22 protein-coding genes are annotated in these 24415 nt (G+C 61.9%); 12 read left to right on the top strand and 10 right to left on the bottom strand.

Going from position 1 to position 24415, the window contains the following annotated elements:
* Nucleotides 1-94 precede the first annotated feature (94 nt).
* The gene (locus PVE35_RS20215; protein ID WP_277372790.1) at nt 95-1204 is read left to right on the top strand and encodes an NADH:flavin oxidoreductase; all 1110 of its coding nucleotides are present in this window, start codon (nt 95-97) and stop codon (nt 1202-1204) included.
* A gap of 50 nt (nt 1205-1254) precedes the next feature.
* Here PVE35_RS20215 and thiO read toward each other — a convergent pair whose 3' ends face one another.
* Nucleotides 1255-2358 carry a glycine oxidase ThiO gene (gene thiO, locus PVE35_RS20220; RefSeq protein WP_277372791.1) on the bottom strand — a complete coding sequence of 368 codons (1104 nt, stop codon included), beginning with the start codon at nt 2356-2358 and terminating at the stop codon, nt 1255-1257.
* 56 nt (nt 2359-2414) lie between these two features.
* On the opposite strand from thiO, the gene PVE35_RS20225 reads away from it, so the two are divergent.
* From PVE35_RS20225 to PVE35_RS20255, 7 genes are all read left to right on the top strand, one after another.
* Nucleotides 2415-2924 carry a GspH/FimT family pseudopilin gene (locus PVE35_RS20225; protein WP_277372792.1) on the top strand — a complete coding sequence of 170 codons (510 nt, stop codon included), beginning with the start codon at nt 2415-2417 and terminating at the stop codon, nt 2922-2924.
* 146 nt (nt 2925-3070) lie between these two features.
* The gene (locus PVE35_RS20230; RefSeq protein WP_277372793.1) at nt 3071-3493 is read left to right on the top strand and encodes a GspH/FimT family pseudopilin; all 423 of its coding nucleotides are present in this window, start codon (nt 3071-3073) and stop codon (nt 3491-3493) included.
* Nucleotides 3494-3507: 14 nt separating this feature from the next.
* A complete protein-coding gene (gene pilV, locus PVE35_RS20235) occupies nt 3508-4047 on the top strand; it encodes a type IV pilus modification protein PilV (protein WP_277372794.1) in 540 nt (179 codons plus the stop codon).
* Nucleotides 4044-4628 (top strand): prepilin-type N-terminal cleavage/methylation domain-containing protein, encoded by a 585-nt coding sequence (locus PVE35_RS20240; RefSeq protein ID WP_277372795.1) that lies wholly within the window; start codon nt 4044-4046, stop codon nt 4626-4628. Before pilV ends, PVE35_RS20240 begins: the two co-directional genes overlap by 4 nt.
* Nucleotides 4629-4632: 4 nt before the next feature.
* Nucleotides 4633-5070: a PilX N-terminal domain-containing pilus assembly protein gene (locus PVE35_RS20245; protein ID WP_277372796.1), complete on the top strand. Its 438-nt coding sequence runs from the start codon at nt 4633-4635 to the stop codon at nt 5068-5070.
* Nucleotides 5071-5114: 44 nt separating this feature from the next.
* Nucleotides 5115-9686: a PilC/PilY family type IV pilus protein gene (locus PVE35_RS20250; RefSeq protein ID WP_277372797.1), complete on the top strand. Its 4572-nt coding sequence runs from the start codon at nt 5115-5117 to the stop codon at nt 9684-9686.
* Between the two features lie 3 nt (nt 9687-9689).
* Nucleotides 9690-10061 carry a type IV pilin protein gene (locus PVE35_RS20255; RefSeq protein WP_277372798.1) on the top strand — a complete coding sequence of 124 codons (372 nt, stop codon included), beginning with the start codon at nt 9690-9692 and terminating at the stop codon, nt 10059-10061.
* A gap of 85 nt (nt 10062-10146) precedes the next feature.
* On the opposite strand, the gene ispH is transcribed toward PVE35_RS20255, so the two are convergent.
* The 6 genes from ispH to murJ form a co-directional block, all read right to left on the bottom strand.
* Complete coding sequence (gene ispH, locus PVE35_RS20260) at nt 10147-11091, bottom strand: 4-hydroxy-3-methylbut-2-enyl diphosphate reductase (RefSeq protein WP_277372799.1); 945 nt, start codon at nt 11089-11091, stop codon at nt 10147-10149.
* Nucleotides 11092-11226: 135 nt separating this feature from the next.
* Nucleotides 11227-11664 (bottom strand): peptidylprolyl isomerase, encoded by a 438-nt coding sequence (locus PVE35_RS20265; protein ID WP_268178882.1) that lies wholly within the window; start codon nt 11662-11664, stop codon nt 11227-11229.
* Nucleotides 11661-12170: a signal peptidase II gene (gene lspA, locus PVE35_RS20270; RefSeq protein ID WP_268178883.1), complete on the bottom strand. Its 510-nt coding sequence runs from the start codon at nt 12168-12170 to the stop codon at nt 11661-11663. Before lspA ends, PVE35_RS20265 begins: the two co-directional genes overlap by 4 nt.
* Entirely contained in the window at nt 12163-14997 is a 2835-nt protein-coding gene (ileS, locus tag PVE35_RS20275) for an isoleucine--tRNA ligase (protein WP_277372800.1), read from the bottom strand. Before ileS ends, lspA begins: the two co-directional genes overlap by 8 nt.
* Nucleotides 14994-15944 carry a bifunctional riboflavin kinase/FAD synthetase gene (gene ribF, locus PVE35_RS20280; RefSeq protein WP_277372801.1) on the bottom strand — a complete coding sequence of 317 codons (951 nt, stop codon included), beginning with the start codon at nt 15942-15944 and terminating at the stop codon, nt 14994-14996. The genes ileS and ribF overlap by 4 nt, the downstream gene beginning before the upstream one ends.
* A gap of 61 nt (nt 15945-16005) precedes the next feature.
* Nucleotides 16006-17547, bottom strand: coding sequence for a murein biosynthesis integral membrane protein MurJ (murJ, locus tag PVE35_RS20285; RefSeq protein WP_277372802.1), 1542 nt, complete (start codon nt 17545-17547; stop codon nt 16006-16008).
* Between the two features lie 190 nt (nt 17548-17737).
* Here murJ and rpsT point away from each other — a divergent pair, with 190 nt between their 5' ends.
* Nucleotides 17738-18016: a 30S ribosomal protein S20 gene (gene rpsT / locus PVE35_RS20290; RefSeq protein ID WP_277372803.1), complete on the top strand. Its 279-nt coding sequence runs from the start codon at nt 17738-17740 to the stop codon at nt 18014-18016.
* A gap of 242 nt (nt 18017-18258) precedes the next feature.
* Here the strand turns inward: rpsT and PVE35_RS20295 are convergent, their stop codons facing one another.
* Nucleotides 18259-18546 carry a PA4642 family protein gene (locus PVE35_RS20295; protein WP_268178887.1) on the bottom strand — a complete coding sequence of 96 codons (288 nt, stop codon included), beginning with the start codon at nt 18544-18546 and terminating at the stop codon, nt 18259-18261.
* A gap of 163 nt (nt 18547-18709) precedes the next feature.
* Here PVE35_RS20295 and dauA point away from each other — a divergent pair, with 163 nt between their 5' ends.
* Nucleotides 18710-20437 carry a C4-dicarboxylic acid transporter DauA gene (gene dauA, locus PVE35_RS20300; RefSeq protein WP_277372804.1) on the top strand — a complete coding sequence of 576 codons (1728 nt, stop codon included), beginning with the start codon at nt 18710-18712 and terminating at the stop codon, nt 20435-20437.
* A 133-nt stretch (nt 20438-20570) separates the two neighbouring features.
* Here dauA and PVE35_RS20305 read toward each other — a convergent pair whose 3' ends face one another.
* Complete coding sequence (locus PVE35_RS20305) at nt 20571-21128, bottom strand: hypoxanthine-guanine phosphoribosyltransferase (RefSeq protein ID WP_277372805.1); 558 nt, start codon at nt 21126-21128, stop codon at nt 20571-20573.
* 306 nt (nt 21129-21434) lie between these two features.
* Here PVE35_RS20305 and upp point away from each other — a divergent pair, with 306 nt between their 5' ends.
* Nucleotides 21435-22073 carry a uracil phosphoribosyltransferase gene (upp, locus tag PVE35_RS20310; RefSeq protein WP_268178890.1) on the top strand — a complete coding sequence of 213 codons (639 nt, stop codon included), beginning with the start codon at nt 21435-21437 and terminating at the stop codon, nt 22071-22073.
* 2 nt (nt 22074-22075) lie between these two features.
* On the top strand, nt 22076-23338 hold the full coding sequence (locus PVE35_RS20315; protein ID WP_268178891.1) for a uracil-xanthine permease family protein: 1263 nt from the start codon (nt 22076-22078) through the stop codon (nt 23336-23338).
* 57 nt (nt 23339-23395) lie between these two features.
* Here PVE35_RS20315 and PVE35_RS20320 read toward each other — a convergent pair whose 3' ends face one another.
* Nucleotides 23396-24409 (bottom strand): DUF481 domain-containing protein, encoded by a 1014-nt coding sequence (locus PVE35_RS20320; RefSeq protein ID WP_268178892.1) that lies wholly within the window; start codon nt 24407-24409, stop codon nt 23396-23398.
* Between the last annotated feature and the right edge of the window lie 6 nt (nt 24410-24415).

Here is a 24415-nt window from a genome sequence, read left to right on the forward strand (position 1 = left end):
TCAATAGTGCTGTGCCTGGCACAGCGACTAACCTTATTCTCGCCGGCATCCAGCGCATCAGCCCTGCGCAGCCTGACCAGTAAGAGGAAAGATGATGAGCGCCTCCGTACAAGCCCTGTTCACCCCCTTCCAGCTCGGCAAGCTGGAGCTGCCGAGCCGTGTGGTCATGGCCCCGATGACCCGCTCCTTCTCGCCGGGCGGTGTGCCGGGCGCCAATGTGGTCGAGTATTACCGCCGCCGCGCTGCAGCGGGCGTAGGCCTGATCGTCACCGAGGGCACCACCGTCGGCCACAAGGCCGCCAACGGCTACCCGAACGTGCCGCGTTTCTATGGTGAGGATGCCCTGGCCGGCTGGAAGCAGGTGGTCGAGGCAGTCCACGCCGAAGGCGGCAAGATCGTCCCGCAGCTCTGGCACGTGGGTAACGTGCGCCGCCTGGGCACCGAGCCGGACGCCAGCGTGCCCGGCTATGGCCCCATGGAAAAGCTCAAGGACGGCCAGGTGGTGGTACACGGCATGACCCAGGCCGACATCGACGAGGTGATCGCCGCCTTCGCCCAGGCTGCGCGCGATGCCAAGACCATCGGCATGGACGGCGTGGAAATCCACGGCGCCCATGGCTACCTGATCGACCAGTTCTTCTGGGAAGGCAGCAACCAGCGCAGCGACCAGTACGGCGGTGACCTGGCGGCACGTTCGCGTTTCGCCATCGAGCTGATCCAGGCGGTGCGCGCTGCGGTCGGCCCGGACTTCCCGATCATCCTGCGCTTCTCGCAGTGGAAGCAGCAGGACTACAGCGCGCGCCTGGTGCAGACCCCGCAAGAGCTGGAAGCCTTCCTCAAGCCGCTGTCCGAAGCCGGCGTGGACATCTTCCACTGCTCCACCCGTCGCTTCTGGGAGCCGGAGTTCGAGGGCAGCGACCTCAACCTGGCCGGCTGGACGCGCAAGCTCACCGGCAAGCCGACCATTACCGTGGGCAGTGTCGGCCTGGATGGCGAGTTCCTGCAGTTCATGGTCAAGACCGACAAGGTGGCCGAACCGGCCAGCCTGGAAAACCTGCTGGAACGCCTGAACAAGCAGGAATTCGACCTGGTGGCCGTGGGCCGTGCCCTGCTGGTAGATCCGGACTGGGCACTGAAAGTGCGCGAAGGTCGCGAACAGGACATCCAGCCCTTCAGCCGCGAAGCCCTGAATACCCTGGTGTAAAAGCAAAGAACGCCGCGCCCATGCGCATGGGCGCGGCGTTCTTTCATGCGTCAGGCCAGGCGGCCATCGACTGCATAAGGACGCGGATCGATGATCGGCCTGTTGCCCAGCATCAGATCGGTCAGCAGTCGACAGGACGCCGGCGCCAGCACCAGTCCGTTGCGGAAATGCCCGCAGTTGAGCCACAGTCCCGGGTGCGACACCAACTCGCCAATGAAGGGAACCCCGGCTGGCGAGCCGGGCCGTAGCCCCGCCCAATGCCCGACCACCTCGGCATCCGCCAGCGCCGGCAACAACCCTTCGGCGGAAGCCTTGAGGCTTGCCAACGCGCTATCGGTCGGGGTCTTGTCGAAGCCTTCATATTCCAGAGTGCTGCCCACCAACACATGACCATCGCGCCGTGGGATGGCGTAGCGCCCCTTGGCCAGTACCATGCTCGGCAGGAAATCCTCGGCGCATTTGTAAAGAATCATCTGTCCCTTCACCGGCTCGACCGGCAGCGCCAGACCCAGCGTCTTGAGCAGCTCGCCGCTCCAGGCCCCGGCCGCCAGCACCACGCGCTCGGCACGCATCTCGCCGCTGTCGGTGAGCACGCCGCATACACGCCCCTGCTCCTGAATGAAGCCACGCACCGGGCAATGCTCATGCACCTGCACGTTGGACAGACTCGCCAACGCCGCACGCAACGCCCTGACCAGACGCGGATTACGCACATTGGCCACGCCCGGCATATGAATGGCGCGCTCGAAGCCAGGCCCCAGAACCGGCACCTGCCGATACACCTGCGCCATCGCCACCGGATCCAGCGCCCGCCCCTGCCGCCGCGCCCAGGCCAGGGCCTCGGCCTCGTCGTCCAGATCGAGCCAATACAGCCCCGTGACATGCACCTGCGGGTCGATCCCCGTCATGGCCAGCAGCTCATCGGCCAGACGCGGGTAGAAATCCTGCGACCAATGCGCCAGCGCCGTCACCGCCGCGCTGTAGCGCCAGGGATAGAGCGGCGAAACGATGCCACCACCGGCCCAGGAGGACTCACGGCCGATTTCGCCAGCTTCAACGACCGTGACAGAAGCCCCGCTAGACGCCAGCAGAAGAGCAGTGAGCGCACCCAGGGCTCCACCGCCGACAATTAATTCCTGTCCAGCACTTTTCATACGACCATCCTGAGCTAATATCTTCAGTTCCGAACAACTAGCAAGGATGCTGGAACATGGCCTGGAAAAGCTATGGGCGGACGCTCATCGAAACGATGAGTGTGCTGGCTCTCATCTCGATCCTTCTGACAATCTCCCTCCCCAACCTGCAGCCCCTGCTCGATGGCAATCAGCGCATCCAGACCAACAACCAGATGGCTGCTGCGCTCCAACATGCACGTAGCAGTGCTGTATTCCTGCGACAAGTCATCACCCTCTGTAGCGGTCAGAACGATTGCTCAGGCAAGCAGAGGTGGCGAGACCAGCTTCTGATATTCATCGACAAGAATGCCAATGGCAGGCTCGACGATGATGAGGAAGTACTGCACCAAGCCATTATCAACAAAGATTTCTCCTGGCATTGGAACAGAACAGCAGGATACGTTCAGTTTGAAGCCGACGGCTCCACTAGATCCCTGAACGGCACCCTGACCCTGTGCAAGGACAACGCCCCTCAAAGCCAGATCGTGATCAGCTTATCGGGGCGAATCCGTACGGAGCAGGCCAGGGGGAAATCCCGTTGCTAATACTCGCGTGACCACCATCACAGTGCGGACAGACGGTGTGCTCCTCATCCGCCAATATGTCCGCCTGTCTGGCTCCAGCAGGTTTGTGGAGGCGCCGGTTGCTACATTACCAGCGTATTTTCAGGTTAGCTGCGACCGGAGCATTCATGGAGTCGAGTAGAGGGTTCACCTTGATAGAGCTGATGGTGGTGCTTGCCATTATCGCAATCGTTGCGGCCGTGGCCGTGCCCAGCTACCAGAGCAGCATCGAAGCAGGTCACAAGACATCGGCTATCAACAATCTCCTGGGTGCCCTGCAATTTGCTCGCAGTGAAGCCGTTACCCGTCGCAGCGACGTGAAGGTATGCGCCAGCGGCGGCGGCACTAGCTGCAACGGCAACGACTGGAGCGCGGGCGGCGTAGTGCTGGATGGGACGACACTCCTACGCACCATCCCACCGGCCCCTGAAGTCGTGATCACCGGTAATGCCATCACCTTCAATGACGACGGAACCACGACTGCCAGCAGCATCAGCATCGCGGACAAGAGCATTTCCGTGAACATTGTCGGCGCAGCCAAACTCAACTGATAGGAGTACGACTGATGTACAGACCGCTCTCCTCGAGTCAACGAGGCTTCACGCTGATTGAGGTGATGGTTGCCGTGGTCATCCTGGCCGTTGGTCTATTGGGCATGGCCAGCCTGATGGCTCGCAGCCAGAAGTCCAATGAAGGGGCCTATGCCCGCGGCCAGGCGACATTGATGGCCTATGACATCGTCGAACGCATGCGTGCCAACATCGTGGATCCAGCCAGTAGCGACAAGAAGTACAAAGTGCTGTTCGTTACCCAGAGCAGCAGTAACGCCGCTGAATATGCATTGAGTAGCCTGCCAGATTGCACAGCGCCAACGGGAGCCGTTCCAGCCGGTGGTGAAAGCAGGGCCAGCTATGACATTGCATCCTGGTGCGCATCCTTGAAGTCCAGCCTTCCCAGCGTCGATGCAGCCAATACCAAGATTTCCTTCGATACCAGCAAGCTGGATACGCTCGGAACGGCCATGGTTACCGTCAGGATCCAGTGGCAGGACAACAGCAAAGACGGCAGCCAGAGCCAATACGTTGAAGTGGTGACCTCCCTATGAAAGCCCTCAAACAACGTGGTCTGTCCTTGATTGAGGTGATGGTCGCCGTGGTGATCAGCTCCATCCTGATTCTAGGGGTCACCGATCTGTTCCAGAGTTCGTTCATGTCCGGCAGAAGCAACTCGGAGCTCGCACGTATCCAGGAGAATGGCCGCCTTGCAATGGAGGTCATCGGTTCGGACGTTCGCCTGGCAGGCCTGTCGACTTGCACGACCAACAACTGGTCTGCCTCATCAATCCAGGACGCCGTTGCGCTCGACAGCACCAAGAAGACTCTCAGCCTGAAGTACATCGACCCGCAGAACTGCGACGACATTGGCGCAGCCGAACAAACCATCACCTATACCTTCGCCAATAACGGCCTGAGCAAGGCGGTCAATGGCAACCCCGCCCAACCCCTTCTGGGCGACGACAAGGAGCCAGTCGAAGGCAGCTTCACACTATTACCGGATGACAGCGATCCTGATACGGCCAATGCCGTGCAAATCACAATCAAGGTGAAAAGTTCGCAAGAAAACTTCAGCGCCCGTGAATTCAGTTCTACCTACGAATTCAAGAATCGCCTCATTGTCCGGGATTGAGCTCATGAATGCATCCAAACAAAAAGGCATGGTTCTACTGGTCAGCCTCGTTCTTTTACTCATGCTGACCCTGATCGCCATCACCGCGTCGAACCAGGCCACCTTGCAATTGCGTATTTCCTCCAATAGCGAACAACGCACGATGGCTTTCCAGGCGGCAGAGGCCGGTATATCGAACTGGGTCGGCGCCTATCTTGCCGGGCAGAAGAACTCACAACTCCCGACCACAGGCACCGTCGGTGATACCTCATTCAATATCGTCTCGAGCAAGTCCCGCTGGGATGTCGCCTGCCCCGGAAGCGAAATCCGCGAAGGTAGCGGACTACCACGAATGGACTGTTTCGATCTGACAGTCGAAGGCGGCAGCGTTTGCGAAAACGGCGTCTGCGCAGTGAAAACCATTCATCGCCAGGGTGGACAGCGCCGGGGGGATATCCAATGAAGCCATCACATATCTTTTATCGCCACACTCTCAGGACATCTGCAATGACGCCCTTCCAGTTCGCGCGCCGCACCAGTTTCTTCGGCCTGGCCGGAATCCTGATACTGCACAGTGCAGTCAGCGTGGCCGACGATACCGAGATTTTCTTTGGCACGCAGCCGGATAACGATACACGGCCAAACGTTCTGTTCATCCTCGATGATTCGGGCTCCATGAATTGGTGCATCAACAGCAACAAGACCTGTAACCCCGACAACAGGATGAAAGCTCTCAAGGAGACAATGACCAACCTGCTCAATACCACCAGTGGTGTCAACGTCGGCTTGATGGTGATGAACAACTCGGCGGGAACACCCGGGGATAGCAGCGTACCGCGCCTCCTGCAGCCGGTCGACGACATCGATGCGCCGATAAACGTCAAGGTGTCCAGCCCGGAAATCAAAGTCAGCGCCGACGATGCCAGCCGCTACAACGGCAGTAATAACATCAGCGACCCTACTCTGGTGATGGGCTACATCAAGAATCCCAGCACTACAGGCACTGTCGTGCGAAGCCTGGGTGCCCCCAATACCTACTCGAACAACAACACCACTTACTACGTACGCAACGGCTTCACCTGCTCGGTGAAAATGGATGCGACCAGTGAGTGTCCTGCTGGCAAGATCACCGAGATCAACTCAGGCAGTGGTAATGCGGGGCAAGACGGCCTGCTGCTGTTCCGAAACCTGAATATTCCCAAAGGTGTAACCATCACCAGTGCCACGCTCGACCTGACTCCGGTTATAGCAACAGGATCCACCACATTCAATCTGAGCCTGGTCAACTCAAAAACCCCCGAAGCGTTCAACCACAGCTCTCCGCTGGTCAGTACATTCACCGCCAATACAGCTAGAGCCAGTGCTGTCAGCGCCGGAGTACACAGCCTTAACGTCACCAGCCTACTGGCAGACCAGCAGAACCTGACCCCGACCCTGAACCCTATTGGAGACTTGGCGATACGTCTGCGTGCCACGAACCGAAATGACTTTTCCTATGCTGTAGGGGATGTTGAAAATGCTCCGCAACTGACGATTACCTACACTGGCGCAGAAAATACTGATCGCACCACTGGCCTGCGCTTTCAGACGGTCAATATTCCGCAAGGTGCCACCATCACCCGTGCCACCCTGAACTTCGTACCTGCCAGTTCGGATGACCGCACGGTAAGTTTCAATGTCGCGGCAGAAGCCAGCGACAACGCCAGCGACTTCAGCGGCGGTGATTTCTCCTTACGCCCCAAGACCAGCACCAACACCTGGACACCAGCTCCCTGGAGTACCGCCAACCCGCCGGTCTACACGGAGAGTGGCGCTGATGTCACCTCACAGGTACAGGAGGTAGTGAACCGAGGCGGTTGGTGCGGTAACAACTCCATGGCCTTTTTCCTGACCCCCAGCAGTGGAGACGGCGGCCGCACGGCAGTCAGCCAAGATGGCAATGATGGTTTCAAACCCACACTCAGCATCAGCTATACGGGTGGCGATAATGGGTGTACCAAGCCCATCGTCGACCTGAGCCTGGTCGACGATAAAGATGATGCACGGCAATTCCGCACCGGCTCGTGGTGGAACAGGAACAACAGAGCGGTAAGCGTGAATGAAAGCATCCTGTACTTCGATGACGATTACACATATGTCGGTGCCCGTTTCCAGCAGGTTCCCTTCAAGAACGGTGCGACCATCGAAGAAGCCCGCCTGATCGTCACCCCCAGCAGTGCGAAGAACACCACTGTCACGGCCAATGTTTATTTCGAGAACGTTGGCAATTCAGCCGCCTTCAATACCAGCAATAACAACCTGGGCCAGCGAGCTGCAACTACTTCGGCGACCTGTACCTTCACCAGTCAGGGCCCAGGTATCCCAGTTTCCTGCGAAGCCGCAAATCTTAAAACAGCTCTGCAGAACGTTTTAGCCCGTAGCGATTGGAAGGATGGTAACGCCCTGAGCGTACTGATCAAACAGACCTCCGGCTCATCCAATCTGAGCATTAACGCCTTCGAGAGCAGCAAGGCAGCGGCCATCCGCCTGCAAGTCAAGTTGGCCAAGGGCACGGATCTGAGCGACAACACCTACAAGGTGCGCGATTACCTGAAGGGTGTGGTCAACGACATGCAGGCCAATAATGGCACCCCCATCGTCGAACTCATGTATCAGGGCGCCAGCTACTACACCGCTCTTTCCGGCAAGCACAAAGGCCCAACCAGCCCGATCCAGAGCAGTTGCCAGGCCAACTATCTGGTGCTCATGACCGACGGCCAAGCCAACAGCAACAATGCGACCACCGTCAGCAACGCCAAGAACCTGACTGGCGGCTCCTGCGTCCCACGTGACAGCGGCGAGCAGACGAACGGTGAAACCTGCGGTGTCGAACTTGCCAAATGGCTGAACAGCACCGACCAATCCAGCACTCTGGATGGTGACAACCTGGTCACCACCCACACGGTAGGCTTCGCCTTGCAGGCCAGCGAGGGTGCCAAGAAATACTTGGAAGACATTGCAACCGCCGGTGGCGGCAAGGCCTATACGGCCAATGATGCGAACGCTCTGGCAAACGCCTTCAACAGCATCATTCAGGAAGCATTGGCGACCGACACGACCTTCGTCAGCGCAACAGCGCCGGTGAACTCCTTCAACCGCCAGGATCACAAGGATCAACTTTATTTCTCCCTGTTCCGGCCATCCACCACCGACCGCTGGCCCGGCAACCTCAAGCGCTACCGCATGGGCATCCAAAACGGCTCGCCATTGGTTCTCGATCAAGACGACACGCCTGCTATCGACGTCAATACCGGCTTCTTCCGCAGTAATGCACGTAGCTGGTGGACAAACGGCAACGACGGCAGCAACGTCGCAGCGGGTGGTGCGGCCAACAAGCTGCCGACTCCTGACAACCGTAACCTGCTGACCAATATCGATGGCAATACTACGCTCAACAGGCTCGATACTAACCTGACACCCGCGCAGATTGGCGCGAAAGACAACGCCGAGCGTGATGCTCTAATCAATTACATCAGAGGCTATGAAACCGGCACCACCAGCCTGCGCATGGCTCTGGGCGACCCTATCCACTCCACCCCCAGCGTGGTGACCTACGGCTGCTCGGCTAGAGACAACGCCGGCAACTGCATCAGCGAAATCGAGAGTGCAATCCTCGGAACCAATGAAGGCTTCTTGCAGATGTTCGATACCAATACGGGCATCGAGCAATTCGCCTTCATGCCGAATAAACTCCTGGGCAATATCAAGCGTCTGTCGGCCAACGCCAATACCGGCGATCTTGACCACGTATACGGCATGGACAACAGCGTGACCGTATGGGCAGAAGACACCAACGAGAACGGCGAAATCGACAGTGGTGAGTTCGTCTATGCCTATGCCAGCATGGGCCGGGGTGGGCGCAACCTTTATGCGCTCGATATCACCAACCCCACCTCACCGAAGATCATGTGGATCATCCAGGGTGGCAGTGACAACTTCACCAGGCTGGGGCAAACCTGGTCTGCCCCGATCAAGACCAAGATCAAGGTCGGCGGTACCATCACTGACGTCCTGATCTTTGGCGGCGGTTATGACCCCAACCAGGATCCGCTGAAGAACCAGACCAATGTGCGCCGTACCGACACACAGGGTAATGACTTGTTCATCGTCAACGCCAAGACAGGTGCCAAGCTGTGGTCAGCTTCTTCGGCCGGCATCGACATGAAATACAGCGTGCCCAGTAAGGCTGCCGTTATTGGCTTGCAGACCGACGCTACCGGCCAGCCCGCCCTCAACCCGGAAGGCCTGGCCACGCAGATATTCGTCGGCGACATGGGTGGTCAGGTATGGCGCTTCCTGATCAATAACGGCGGTTCAGGCAATAACCTGGCCAGCGGTAACGTATTCGCCAACGTTGCGGGTGACGACGAAGCCAGCGCACGTCGCTTCTATAACGAACCGGCGATTGCCTTGCTCAGCGCCAACAACAAGGTCTATCTGACGGTCAATATAGGCTCTGGCTATCGTGGCCATCCACTCGATAAGGTTATTCAGGATCGCTTCTATTCCTTCCGTACGGAAGAGCTGAACAAACTGGATACGACCCTGACCGAAAGCAGCCTCTACAACGCGACGAGCCTGTTGACTGCCGGCCCGGATCAGCAGCAGGCGATTCTCGACAAGAAAGGCTGGTTTATCACCCTGGCCAGCAATGGGGAAAAGGCGTTATCCAATACGTTGGCAATATCCGGGAATCTGTACTTCAACACCTACCAACCCGTACCCGCGCAGAGCGCCTGCAGTGCCACATTGGGCATCTCGCGCGGTTATCGCGTGAATCTGCTCGATGGTACTGCTGTTGATAACACGCGTTTCACAGTGCTGAAAGGAGCGACACTGCCGTCCAACCCCCAGGTCTACTGCAAAGGCGACACCTGCTGGGCGTACAACGATCCATCCCAGTTGGTACGCCAACCTGAAAATGAGTGCAAAGAAGGTGAATCTTGTGATCAGGAGGTGTGCAAAGCGGGCCAACCCTGCGCATATGACATGGCCAGCAAGAGCCGCCTGTATTGGACTGACAAATCCGAAGAGAAGTAACTGATGAACAAGCAGAATGGCTTCACCTTGATCGAGCTGATGCTCACCTGCGTCGTGCTGGGGATTCTTGCTGCAATCGCAATACCCAGCTATATCAGCTACGTGGAAAGAGCACAGTGCGAAGATGGCAAAGCGCTGCTCAGCAGCGCAGCCCAGCAGATGGAACGGCGCCGGGCGGAAAATGGCGGGAAGTACGATGCAAATACTCCGATCAACAGCAGCAGCACCGTTTTTTCGGTAAGAGCCAGCGATGTAACGGCCACAGCCTATACATTAACCGTATCGACAACCGCCTCAGCCCGTATCGATGGCAATATGACGCTTACCGCAGCTAACGCACACGGCGGCACGCTCATGGATAAATGTGGTTGGTAAGGCTTAGCGTCTTGAAGTAGTCGAAACGCCGAAAGAATAACCCCCGGCTCTCCAACGGAGGCAGGGGGTTATTTTTTGCCAACACTCAAACCGCCTTCACCCGCAACTCCTTGGGCATCGAGAACGTGATGTTCTCCGGCCTGCCATCGAGTTCCGTCTCCCCCACCGCGCCCCAGGCGCGCAGGCGTTCGACCACACCGCGCACCAGCACTTCCGGGGCAGAGGCGCCGGCGGTGATCCCTACTCCGCCGACACCCTCGAACCACTCGAGCTGGAGATCCTCGGCGCCATCGATCAGATAGGCCGGGGTGCCCATGCGCTCGGCCAGCTCGCGCAGGCGGTTGGAGTTGGAGCTGTTGGGGCTGCCCACTACCAGCAGCACGTCGCATTCGCTGGCGAGCTGTTTGACGGCATCCTGGCGGTTCTGCGTGGCGTAGCAGATATCGTCCTTGCGTGGCCCGCCGATGGCGGGGAACTTGGCACGCAAGGCGTCGATCACCTTGCTGGTGTCATCCATGGACAGGGTGGTCTGGGTGACGAACGCCAGGTTCTGCGGGTTGCGCACCTGTAGCTCGGCAACATCCGACTCGTCCTCCACCAGGTAGATGGCGCCGCCGTTGCTGGCGTCGTACTGGCCCATGGTGCCTTCCACTTCCGGGTGGCCTTCATGGCCGATCAGGATGCATTCGCGCCCTTCGCGGCTGTAGCGCACCACTTCCATGTGCACCTTGGTCACCAGCGGGCAGGTGGCGTCGAAGACCTTGAGGCCACGGCGCGCGGCCTCGTCGCGCACGGCCTTGGAGACGCCATGGGCGCTGAAGATGACGATGACGTCGTCCGGCACCTGATCCAGCTCCTCGACGAACACGGCACCACGGGCGCGCAGGTCTTCCACCACGAACTTGTTGTGCACCACTTCGTGACGCACGTAGATCGGTGGGCCGAAGACTTCCAGGGCGCGATTGACGATTTCGATGGCGCGGTCGACACCGGCACAGAAGCCGCGGGGGTTGGCGAGTTTGATATGCATGATGACTCTCGGCACGCGGTCGTTGCAGGAGAAGGCAAGTGTAACGCGGGAGCGAACATCGTTCCCGCTTGGCATGGCCCGGACGCATCCGAGGCATTGATGGCAGCACCCGGATTGCATCCGGGCTACTGACGCTTACAGCGCTTTGACTTCGATGATCTCCACCTCGAAGTCCAGCACCTTGCCGGCCAGCGGGTGGTTGAAGTCGATGGTCACCTGCTGGTCGTCGAAAGCCTTGACCACGCCCGGCAGCTCGGCATTGGCGGCGTCGTTGAAGATCACCAGCAGGCCTTCGGAGAGCTCCATGCCCTCGAACTGGCTGCGCGGCATGACCTGCACGTTCTGCGGGTTGGGCTGGCCGAAGCCCTGCTCGGGCTGCACCTGCACGCTGCGCTTGTCACCGGCCTTGAAGCCGTACAGCGCCTGCTCGAAGCCAGGCAGCAAGTTGCCATCGCCGACCTTGAAGGTGGCTGGCTGCTTATCGAAGGTGCTGTCCACCACGTCGCCGTTTTCCAGCTTGAGGGCAAAATGCAGGGTCACCTGCCGGTCCGGGCCGATGCGTACCTCGCTCATTGCGCCACCTCCTTCTTCGCCGACTTGTCGCTCTTGAACATGTCCAGCGCCAGCAGGATGGCGCCAATGGTGATGAAGCTGTCGGCCAGGTTGAAGGCCGGGAAATACCAGCGGTTCTGCCAGTGCACCAGGATGAAGTCGACCACGTGGCCCAGCACCACGCGGTCATAGAGATTGCCCAAAGCGCCGCCAAGCACCATGGCCAGGGCCACGGCCAGCAGGGTTTCGCTGGGTTTGAGGCGCTTGAGCCAGATCACCAGCACGGCGCTGACCAGCACGGCGATGCCGGCGAAAAACCAGCGCTGCCAGCCAGCGGCATCGGCCAGGAAGCTGAAGGCGGCGCCGGTGTTATAGGCCAGCGTCCAGTCCAGATAACCGGGGATCACTTCGATGCGCTGATACATGCTCAGGCCGCCCTCGAAGATATCCTTGGTGATGCGGTCACCGATCAGGATCAGCAGGCTCAGCAGCAACCAGGGCAATTTGCCGAAACGGGCTTCACGCATGCTTGCGCACCTCGCCGCTGCCTTCGATGTTGCTCACGCAACGCCCACACAACTCCGGGTGCTCGGCATGGCTGCCGACATCGGCGCGGAAGTGCCAGCAACGACCGCACTTGGCGTGAGCCGACTTGACGATCTTCAGCTTCAGCCCCGGCGCCTCGGTGACCACGGCATCGGCCGGCGCCTCGGCTAGCGGTGCAGCCTCGGCAGCGGAGGTGATCAGCACGAAGCGCAGCTCGTCACCCAGCTTGGCCAGGTCGGCCCGCAGGGCGTCATCGCCATACAGGGTGACTTCGGCCTGCAGGTTGCCGCCAATCGCCTTGGCCGCACGCAGGTTCTCCAGCTCCTTGTTCACCGCCCCCTTGACCGCCATGACGCGCTGCCAGTAGGCCTGATCCAGCTCGAAGCCCTGCGGCAGGCGGGGGAGGTTCTCGTACCAGGTGGCCAGCATCACCGACTCGGCGCGCTCGCCCGGCAGGAACTGCCAGATTTCCTCGGCGGTGAAGGCCAGGATCGGCGCGACCCAACGCACCAGCGCCTCGCAGATATGGAACAGTGCGCTCTGGCAGGAGCGACGCGCCACGCTGTCGGCCGCGGTGGTGTACTGACGATCCTTGATGATGTCCAGGTAGAAGCCGCCCAGCTCCTGCACACAAAAGTTGTGCACCTTGGAGTAGACGTTCCAGAAGCGGTACTCGGCGTAGGCCTCGGTCAGTTCGTCCTGCAGCCGTGCAGTGGCGTCCACCGCCCAGCGGTCGAGGTCGAGCATCTGCTCGGGTTGCAGCAGATCCCGGGCCGGCTCGAAGCCGTTGAGGTTAGCCAGCATGAAGCGTGCGGTATTGCGGATACGGCGATAGGCGTCGGCGCTGCGCTGCAGGATCTGGTCGGAAACCGCCATCTCGCCGGAGTAGTCGGTGGAGGCTACCCACAGGCGCAGGATGTCGGCGCCCATGCTGTCGATCACCTTCTGCGGGGCGACCACGTTGCCGAGGGACTTGGACTGCTTGCGGCCCTGTTCGTCGACGGTGAAACCGTGGGTCAGCAGTTCCTTGTAGGGCGCGTGGCCGTCGATGGCGCAGCCGGTCAGCAGCGAGGAATGGAACCAGCCACGGTGCTGGTCGGAGCCTTCCAGATAGAGGTCGGCAACCGGGCCTTTAGCATGTGCCAGCTCGGCGTGGGAGCCGCGCAGTACGTGCCAGTGGGTGGTGCCGGAGTCGAACCACACGTCCAGAGTGTCGCGGCTCTTGTCGTACTGCTCGGCCTCGGCGCCGAGCAGCTCGGCGGGATCCAGCTTGAACCAGGCCTCGATGCCCTCCTGCTCGACGCGCCCCGCCACTTCTTCCATCAGTTCGACGGTGCGCGGGTGCAGTTCGCCGCTTTCCTTGTGGGTGAAGAACGGGATCGGCACGCCCCAGTTGCGCTGGCGCGAGATGCACCAGTCCGGGCGGTCGGCGATCATGCTGTGCAGACGCGCCTGGCCCCAGGCCGGGACGAACTTGGTCTGCTCGATGGCCGCCAGGGAGCGCTCACGCAGGGTGCCGCCTTCCTTCGGCTGGGTGTCCATGCCGACGAACCACTGCGCCGTGGCGCGGTAGATCAGCGGCGTCTTGTGGCGCCAGCAATGCATGTAGCTGTGATTGATGGTCTCGTGCTTGAGCAGCGCGCCGACTTCCTCGAGCTTGGCGACGATGGCCGGGTTGGCCTTCCAGATGAACTGGCCACCGAAGAACGGCAGCGAGTCGACGTACACGCCGTTGCTCTGCACCGGGTTGAGGATCTCGTCATTGCTCATGCCATAGCGCTTGCAGCTATGGAAGTCGTCCTCGCCATAGGCCGGCGCCGAGTGGACGATGCCGGTACCGGCGCCCAGCTCGACATAGTCGGCCAGGTACAGCGGCGACAGGCGGTCATAGAACGGGTGGCGGAAGTTGATCAGTTCCAGTGCCGCGCCCTGAGCGGTGGCAACCACCTGGCCTTCGAGGCCATAGCGCTGCAGGCAGCTTTCGACCATTTCCTCGGCTAGCAGCAGCAGGCGGTCGCCCACGTCCACCAGCGCGTAGGTGAATTCCGGGTGCACGTTCAGCGCCTGGTTGGCCGGGATGGTCCAGGGCGTGGTGGTCCAGATGACGATGGCGGTCGGCTTGCTCAGGCTGGCCAGGCCGAAGGCGGCGGCCAGCTTGTCGGCATCCGCGACCGGGAAGGCCACGTCGATGGCTTCGGACTTCTTGTCCATGTACTCGACCTCGGCCTCGGCCAGTGCCGAACCGCAATCGAAGCAGAAGTTGACCGGCTTGAGGCCCTTGAACACGAAGCCGTTCTTGACCATCTCGGCCAGGGCACGGATCTCGCCGGCCTCGTTGGCGAAGTTCATGGTCAGGTAGGGGTTGTTCCAGTCCCCCAGCACACCGAGGCGGACGAAACCGGCCTTCTGCTCCTCGACCTGCTCGGTGGCGTAGGTGCGGCAACGCTCGCGGGTCAGGCCGGCCGGCTGGTTCTTGCCGAAGGTGGTCTCCACCTTGTGCTCGATGGGCAGACCATGGCAGTCCCAGCCCGGCACGTAGGGCGCGTCGAAACCGGCCAGGGTCTTGGAGCGGGTGATGATGTCCTTGAGGATCTTGTTCAGCGCGTGGCCGATATGGATGCTGCCGTTGGCGTAAGGAGGGCCATCGTGCAGGATGAATTTCGGGCGACCTTCACCCGCCTTGCGCAGCTTCTCGTACAGGCCAATGTCAATCCAGCGCTGCAGGGTCTGCGGCTCGCGTTGCGGCAGGCCAGCCTTCATCGGGAAGGGGGTGTCGGGCAGGTTCAGCGTGGCTTTGTAATCGGTCATGTCGGGCTCTTCATCAGCGGGTGGCTCTGCCAATATTCACGGGCAGCGGCAATATCGGCGGCAATCGCCGCCTTCAGGGCCTCCAGCGAGGCGAAACGCTGCTCATCACGCAGCTTGTGGTGGAAAGCCACCGAGAGGCGCCGGCCATAGAGGTCGCCGGCGAAATCCAGAAGGTGTACTTCCAGATGGGCGCTGCCGTCGCCGGCAACGCTGGGGCGCACGCCGATATTGGCGACGCCCTGTTGAACCTTGCCGTCCACTTCACAGCTCACGGTATAGACGCCGTTGAGCGGCACCTTGCGCCGTTTGAGCTGGATATTGGCGGTGGGTGCCGCGAGCTGGCGGCCAAGCTTCTGCCCGTGCAGCACCCTTCCGGCGATGCGAAACGGCCGCCCCAGCAGGGCTTCGGCCAGGCCGAAATCGCCAGCGGCCAGCGCCTCGCGTACGCGGGTGCTGCTGACGCGGCCACCGCGCACCTCGATGGTGGTCGAGGCATCGACGCTGAAGCCATGGCGCTTGCCAGCGGCCTTGAGAAACTCGAAATCCCCGGCACGGTCGCAGCCGAAGCGGAAGTCGTCGCCGATCTCCAGATCCTTCACCCGCAACCCGTCCACCAGCACGCGCTGGACGAACTCAGCCGCCGATAGCTCGCGCAGGCGGCGGTTGAAGGCCAGGCACAGCACCAGGTCGACGCCCTCGGCCGCCAGCAAGGCCAGCTTGTCACGCAGCCGGGTCAAGCGCGCCGGCGCGGTGTCGGGGCCGAAGTACTCACGTGGCTGTGGCTCGAAGATCACCACGCAACTGGGCACGGCCAACTCCGCCGCACGCTCACGCAGACGCGCCAGGATGGCCTGGTGCCCACGATGAACGCCGTCGAAATTACCGATGGTGACCACACAGCCCCGCTCGGGCGGCTGCAGGTTATGAAGACCTCGAACCAGCTGCATAACAGGCTTCTTGTTCACAAAGTGGCCGATTATACGCACAGCGCGTGGCGTACAACAGGCATCACAGCGCCTTGCGGGCAAAGTCGCGCGGGCGAAAACCCAGCAGCAACAACATGCTGAAGTATACCGCCGCGCCCACCGTCACCAGCGCGCCGAGGCGCAACAGGCGCACAGGCATCTCGCCCTCGGCCCAGGCCGGCATGACCTGCAGCAGCCCTAGCAGCGCCGCGACCATCACCGCCACCGCCAACAGTAGCTTGAACAGGAACAGGCCCCAGCCCGGCAACGGCTGGAAGATATTGGCACGGCGCAACTGCCAGAACAGCAGGCCGGCGTTGAGGCAGGCCGCCAAGCTGATGGAAAGCGCCAGGCCGACGTGCGCCAGCTCCAGGCCGAAGACGAACAAGGCATTCATCGCCTGGGTCGCCAACAGGCTGATCACGGCGATGCGCACCGGCGTCTTGATGTTCTGTTGGGCATAGAAGCCAGGGGCGAGGATCTTGATCAGGATCAGCGCCAGCAGGCCCACCGCATAGGCCATCAGCGCCTGCTGGGTCATCAGCGCATCCTCGGCGCCGAACTTGCCGTACTGGAACAGCGACACCACCAGGGGTTCGGCAAGGATCGCCAGCGCCAGGGTGCAAGGCAGCACCAGCAGAAAACATAGGCGCAGCCCCCAGTCGAGCAGGCGGCAGTACTCGTCGCGATTCTGGCTGGCGTAGGTCTTCGACAGGGCCGGCAGCAGGATGGTGCCGAGGGCCACGCCGAGCACCCCCGAGGGCAACTCCATCAGGCGGTCGGCGTAATACATCCAGGACACCGAGCCGGCCACCAGAAAGGAGGCGAATACGGTATTGATGATCAGCGAGATCTGGCTCACAGAGACGCCGAAGATCGCCGGCCCCATCTGCTTGAGCACACGCCACACCCCCGTGTCGCGCAGGTTCAGGCGCGGCAGCACGAGCATGCCGATGCGCCTGAGGTGCGGCAGTTGCCACAGCAGTTGCGCCAGGCCACCGGCCAGCACCGCCCAGCCCAGGGCCATGATCGGCGGGTCGAAATAAGGGGCGAGAAACAGCATGAAGAGGATCATGCTGAGGTTGAGCAGAGTCGGCACGAAGGCCGGCACGGAGAAGCGGTTCCAGGTATTGAGGATGGCCCCGGCCAGCGAGGACAGCGAGATCAGCAGGATGTAAGGAAAGGTCACCCGCAACAGGTCGACGGTCAGCGCGAAACGCTCGGCATCCTCGGCGAACCCCGGCGCGCTCACCCACACCACCCAGGGCGCGGCCAGCACGCCGAGGGCGGTGACCAGCGCCAGGGCCAGGGTCAGCAGGCCGCTGACATAGGCGACGAAGGTGCGCGTAGCCTCCTCACCCTTTTGCATCTTGTACTCGGCGAGAATCGGCACGAAGGCCTGAGAAAATGCACCTTCAGCGAAGATCCGCCGCAGCAGGTTGGGCAGCTTGAAGGCGACCACGAAGGCGTCGGAGGCCACGCCGGCGCCGAAGGTACGGGCGATGAGGGTGTCGCGCACGAAACCCAGCACGCGCGAGACCATGGTCAGGGAACTGACGGCAGCCAGGGATTTGAGCAGATTCATGAACGTGGGGCTTTCCCGATCGAGCGCGAGAGCGGAGAATCCCCTGTTCGCGCAAAAGCGTCGAGTGTAGCGAGCCGCCATTGGTCAGGCCAGCGGCGAAAACTGCCAGCGGACTTGACATCGGCCCGGCAGCCCGGCAAGATTCGCGGCCTTAATTTGTGTAACCCCCCAGTTTTCGAGGAGCTTGACGGTGGCCAACTCACCTTCTGCCAAAAAACGCGCCAAACAGGCTGAGAAGCGCCGTAGTCATAACGCCAGCCTGCGCTCGATGGTTCGTACCTACATCAAGAACGTGGTCAAGGCTATTGCTGCCAAGGATCTCGAGCTTGCCAAGACCGCCTACACCGCTGCCGTTCCGGTCATCGACCGCATGGCTGACAAAGGCATCATCCACAAGAACAAAGCCGCTCGTCACAAGAGCCGCCTGAACGCGCACATCAAAGCGCTGGGCGAAGTTGCTGCCGCCTAAGTCGCGCGCAGGTTCTTGAAAAACCGGCCCTCGCGGCCGGTTTTTTATTGGCCGTAGTAAACCCCGTGCAGGCACGAAATTATTCGAGCTCCCGACGGGCGCGGTGCCAGCCCTTTCACGGATAAATCCGCTCCTACCAACCGCGCCCCCAGGCACCCACGGGCGGGAAACCCTGTAGGAGCGAATTTATTCGCGATCCCGACGAGCGCGGCGGCATCGCAGATCGTTTCTAGAGAGCCCCTTCAGCGGCGCGCCGCCTCGATCACCTCGATATAAGGCTCGGCATTGCGCTGATCCTGAATCAGGGCGACGAAGTCGTTGCCCTGCGCATCGCGCGCCGAGAGGTCGTAGCCGGCCTCGACGAAAAAGCCGACGAAACGCTCGAAGTCATCGACGCGCAGGCCACGATAGGCCTTGATCAGCTTGTGCAGGGACGCGGGCGTGGCATCGGCCGGCTCCACGTCGAGGAACAGCTTGATGGCGTCGTCGCTGATCTCTTCGCCAATCACCTGCTTCTTGTCTTTACGCATCGCCCACTCCGCCAACTGTAGAAAAGGGGCGGCAGTGTAACGCCGCCGCCCGCCACGCTCAACGCACCCACATGCCACAACGCCCGTGACAGAGGCGATCCAGGTCAATGCAGGTTATAGGGCCACTGGCTTTATAATGTCGGCGAGCTTTCAGGGGGCCCTCATGTCGCGCCGATCCTTACCGCTGTTCTCCGCCTGGCGCCAGGTTCTGCGCGTCGGCTATTCCTGGCCGGCCCTGCGCGGCGATCTCAGCGCCGGGCTGACGGTGGGCATCATCGCCATCCCTCTGGCCATGGCGCTGGCCATTGCCGTTGGCGCCCCGCCGCAGCATGGGCTGTATACCGTGCTGATCGCCGCCCCCCTGATCGCCCTGTGCGGCGGCTCGCGCTTCAATATCTCCGGCCCCACCGCAGCCTTCGTGGTGATCCTGCTGCCCATCACCCAGCAGCACGGGCTTGGCGGTCTGTTGCTGTGCACGCTAATGGCCGGGCTTATCCTCATTGCCATGGGCCTGCTGCGCGCCGGGCGCCTGATCGAATTCGTACCCTACCCGGTCACCCTGGGCTTCACCGCCGGCATCGGCATCGTCATCGCCGTGTTGCAGGTCAAGGATCTGCTGGGCCTGACCCTGCCCGGCAGTGCCACCCACCTGACCGACACCCTGGTGCTGCTGGTGCGCGGCCTGCCTAGCCTGAGCCTGGGCGATAGCCTGGTGGCACTGTGCAGCCTGGCCGTTCTGCTGCTCTGGCCGCGCCTGGTGCCCAGGGTGCCGGCACATCTGGTCGCCCTCACCCTGGGCGCCTTGCTGGCGCTGCTGCTGGAATATTTCGGCCTGCATGTGGCCACGCTGGGCGAGCGTTTCAGTTACAACCTCGATGGCATCGAACATCCCGGCATCCCACCTTTCCTGCCCAGCCTGGCACTGCCCTGGACACTGCCGGGCGCCGATGGCCAACAGCTAGTGGTGAGCTTCGAGCTGATCCGCCAGCTTATCGCGCCGGCGTTCGCCATCGCCATGCTCGGTGCCATCGAGTCACTGCTGTGCGCCGTGGTGGCCGATGGCATGACCGGCAGCAAGCACGACCCCAATGCCGAACTGATCGGCCAGGGCCTGGGCAACCTGGCCGCGCCCTTCTTCGGCGGCATCACCGCCACTGCTGCCATCGCTCGCACCGCTGCCAACGTGCGCGCCGGGGCCTTCTCACCACTGGCGGCCATCGTCCATGCCGGCGTGGTGCTGGCCGCCATCCTGCTGCTGGCGCCCTTGTTCAGCTACCTGCCGATGGCAGCCTTGGCAGCCTTGCTGCTGCGGGTGGCGTGGAACATGAGCGAACCCCAACACGTGGCCCACACCCTGCGCATCGCACCACGGGGCGACGTGCTGGTGCTGCTCACCTGCCTGGTGCTGACGGTGCTGTTCGACATGGTGCTGGCGGTGGGCGTCGGCCTGCTGTTGGCAGCCGGCCTGTTCATCAAGCGCATGAGCGAGCTGACCGACACCGCCGCGCTGGATCGCCAACAACGCCAGGCACTGCTCGACATGCCCGAGCAGGTGCTGGCCTACAGCATTCGCGGCCCGCTGTTCTTCGGCGCGGCGGAAAAGGCGCTGAGCGTGCTGCGCCGCTTCAGCCCCGGGGTGAAGGTAGTGATCGTCGACATCAGCGCCGTGCCGCTGCTGGACATGACCGCCATCGCCGCCCTGGACAACGTGCTACGGGACTATCGCCAGCAGGGCGTGGCGCTGATTCTCAGCGGCTCCACCGCGCAGGTGCGCCTGCAACTGCGGCGCGCCGGGGTGCAGCGTCACGAGGGCGAGCTAGCCTACGTGCGCAACCTGGCGCAGGCGCGGGAGAAGGCCCTGCGCTGGTTGGGCGAGCGGCAGCCGGAATAGCCCAGCGGCAGCCGGCCCCGGATTGCATCCGGGCTACGCGCTGGGTGAGCAGCAGCGCTGCGGCAAGCGTAGGGGTGCACCGTGCGCACGCTCCCCTTGCGAGCGCCCGGTGCGCGCAGCGCACCCTACTGCCTTACAGGCCCTTGACCGCATAGATGCCGGCGGCGTTGCGCCAGTAGCCCTTGTAGTCCATGCCATAACCAAAGATGTAACGGTCGATGCACTTGAGCCCGACGTAATCGGCCTTCAGATCCGGGCGCGCCTTGCGCTCGTGCTCCTTGTCGATCAGTACCGCCGTGTGCACGGCACGCGCGCCGGCATGGCGGCAGAAGTCGATGATGGCGCCAAGGGTGTGCCCCTCGTCGAGAATGTCGTCGATGATCAGCACATCACGGTCGATGAACGAGACCTCCGGTTTGGCCTTCCAGAACAACTCGCCGCCGCTGGTTTCATTGCGATAACGGGTGGCGTGCAGGTAGGAGGCTTCCAGCGGGAAATCCAGTTTGGTCAGCAGCTTGCCGGCAAAGATCAACCCACCGTTCATCACGCAGAACACCACGGGGTTGCACTCGGCCAGCTCGGCATTGATGCGTGCCGCCACCTGGTCGATGGCAGCCTCCACCTGGGCTTCGCTGAACAGGCAATCGGCTTGTTCCATGACTTGGCGTATGTGCGCGAGATCGGCGGACATGAGGTTTTCTCTCTTCGGCTGGCAATGGCGGCGGCCGAGCAGCATGAAAGCTGATCGAGCCGTCAGATAAAAGCGGGCAAAGGTACAGACCCGCGCGGCCCTGAACAAGCCCGGACGGACAAGCGTAGCGCCTTGCCAGAGTTTTGCCGTGTGCCGGGCCTGTCGGTCAACACTTGGCCGCAGCAATGCTTTACTCTATCGCGATTTTTTCAAAATCCGCCCATGTCCTGCCATGATCGCTCGAATGCCCCGGCGCGAGCAGGCGAGGCCGTGGGCGGACGTTCAGCCAGCCGGAGAGATACCCCCATGCCCATTCGCGAGATTCGCCATCCGCTGATCCGCCACAAGATCGGCCTCATGCGCCGCGCCGACATCAGCACCAAGAACTTCCGCGAGCTGGCTCAGGAAGTCGGTGCCCTGCTCACCTACGAGGCCACCAACGATCTGCCCCTGGAGCATTACGAGATCCAGGGCTGGGCCGGACCGGTACAAGTGGAGAAGATCGCTGGCAAGAAGATCACCGTGGTACCGATCCTGCGTGCCGGCATTGGCATGCTCGACGGCGTGCTCAGCCTGATTCCCGGCGCCAAGGTCAGCGCCGTGGGCGTGGCGCGCAACGAAGAAACCCTGCAGGCGCACACCTACCTGGAGAAGCTGGCACCGGAGATCGACTCGCGCCTGGCGCTGATCATCGACCCGATGCTGGCCACCGGCGGCTCCATGGTCGCCACCATCGACCTGCTGAAGAAGGCCGGCTGCAAGGAAATCCGTGCCATGGTGCTGGTCGCTGCCCCAGAGGGCATCAAGGCGGTGAACGACGCGCACCCGGACGTGGTGATCTACACCGCCTCCATCGACCAGCGTCTCAACGAACAGGGCTACATCATCCCCGGCCTGGGCGATGCCGGCGACAAGATCTTCGGCACCAAGCAGAAGGACGCCTGAGCATGAGCGAGTACAACGATCCGCTGCCACGGCAGATCATCTCCGGCGCGCAGATGCTCTTCGTGGCCTTCGGCGCCCTGGTGCTGATGCCGCTGATCACGGGCATGGATCCCAACGTGGCGCTGTTCACCGCCGGTATCGGCACCCTGCTGTTCCAACTGGTGACCAGGCGCCAGGTGCCGGTATTCCTGGCCTCCAGCTTCGCCTTCATCGCGCCGATCCTGGCGGCCAAGGGCCAGTTCGGCCTGCCGGCGGTAATGGGCGGCATCGTCGCCGCTGGCCTGGTGTACATCCTGCTCTCGGCCTTGGTGAAACTGCGCGGGCCGAGCTTCATCGACCGCCTGCTGCCGCCGGTGGTGATCGCCCCGGTGATCATCTCCATCGGCCTGGCGCTGTCGCCGGTGGCGGTGAACATGGCCATGGGCAAGGCCGGTGACGGCAGCGTGGCGCTGGTGCCCTACGCCACGGCGATGATGATTTCCATGCCGGCACTGATCACCACCCTGCTGGTGGCCGTGCTCGGCCGTGGCATCTTCCGCCTGGTGCCGATCCTCGCCGGTATCGCCGTGGGCTGCGCCATCGCCGCCTTGCTCGGGGTGATCGATACCAAGGCCGTGGCGGCAGCCTCCTGGCTCGCCATGCCCAACTTCATCGCCCCCGAACTGCACTGGGGCGCCATCCTGTACATGGTGCCGGTGGCACTGGCGCCGGCCATCGAGCACATCGGCGGCGTGGTGGCCATCGGCAACGTCACCGGCAAGAACTTCATCAAGCAGCCCGGCCTACACCGCACCCTGCTCGGTGACGGCCTGGCCACCTCGGCAGCCGGCCTGTTCGGCGGCCCGCCCAATACCACCTATGCCGAAGTGACCGGCGCGGTGATGCTGACCAGGAGCTACAACCCCAAGATCATGACCTGGGCGGCGCTGTTCGCCATTGCCCTGGCCTTCATCGGCAAGTTCGGCGTGGCCCTGCAGAGCATCCCGGTGCCAGTGATGGGGGGCATTCTCTGCCTGCTGTTCGGCTCCATCGCCGTGGTCGGCCTCAACACCCTGATCCGCCATCAGGTGGATCTGTCCGAGGCGCGCAACCTGATCATCGTTTCGGTGACGTTGGTGTTCGGCATCGGCGGCATGGTCATCGGCGGCGAGGAGTTCGCCCTCTCGGGCATTTCCCTGTGCGCCATCAGCGCGCTGCTGCTCAACCTGCTGTTGCCCGGCGGCAAGGGCTGGAACAAACGCCAGCCGGAAGAAGATCGAGGCTGAAAACGCAAAGGCCCGCGAACAACTCGCGGGCCTTTTGCATTACAGACGACATGACGCTTACCAACCAACCCCGAACCCCAGGGTGTAGCGCGTCTCGTCCAGATCGCCCTCGGCACCGCTGACCACATCCTTCTCGGCCTTCATGTTCAGCGATGCCCAGTCGGTGACCTTGTAGCGCAGGCCCACCTCGGCATCCAGGCTGAAATCGGCAGCGCCACTCAGCGGCCTACCCACCTCGCCAGTGCTGAACAACTCCACCGTCTTGCCGATCAGATAACGGTTGTAGTCCCACTTCACACTGAGCTCGTAGAAGCGATTCTGCTCGCCGTTGCTGAAGCTGTAGTCGCTGCGGTTGACCAGCGTGGCCACCGACAGCGCGCCCAGCTCGTCATCCCAGAACTGGTAACCCGGGCCGGTACCCAGGGTGCGCTGGCGCTCCAGCTCCTCGACCCGGTCACGCTTGTATTCGGCACGCCCCTGCCAGAAGAGCTTTTCCCCCAGGAAGCGATCGAGGGCATATTCGGTCGACCAGTTGTCGGTACTGACCACCTCGTTCTTCAGCTCGCGGTTGTATTCGACCTGCGCGTTGTGCCGCCACAGCCCATGGCGCGCCTTGGTGTTGATATCGACGTTGTAATCGTCGGTATCGCTCTCGGCCCGCTTGTAATCCAGTGCCAGATCGATATTGCCCTTCCAGACGAAGTCCTCGACCAGTGGCTTGGGCTTCATGATCTGCTCGATCTGCGCCAGTTCCACGGTCTTCGGCGCCTCGCCGTTGGCCAGGGTGACCTTGCCCGGCTCCGCCGCAAGCAGTGACTTGGCACGCTCACCATCGATCGGCCCCATCTTGACCAGCAGTTCATGGTCGCTTTCCAAGGTGGCGACCTTCTTCCAATCCAGAGGGATGGAGCCACCGTAGTCGGTCTGCAGCAGCAGCTTGCTGCCATCGAAGACACGGATGGTGCCGCTGAGGCGGTCACCATTCTTCATCCAGACGGTATCGGCAAGGACGGGGGCGCTGAACAGGACGATGCTCAGACTGAGCAGGGATAACGAAGTTGGGCGCGACATAAGAGA

This window comes from Pseudomonas sp. AA-38, from assembly GCF_029457475.1.
Classification (GTDB): Bacteria; Pseudomonadota; Gammaproteobacteria; order Pseudomonadales; family Pseudomonadaceae; genus Aquipseudomonas.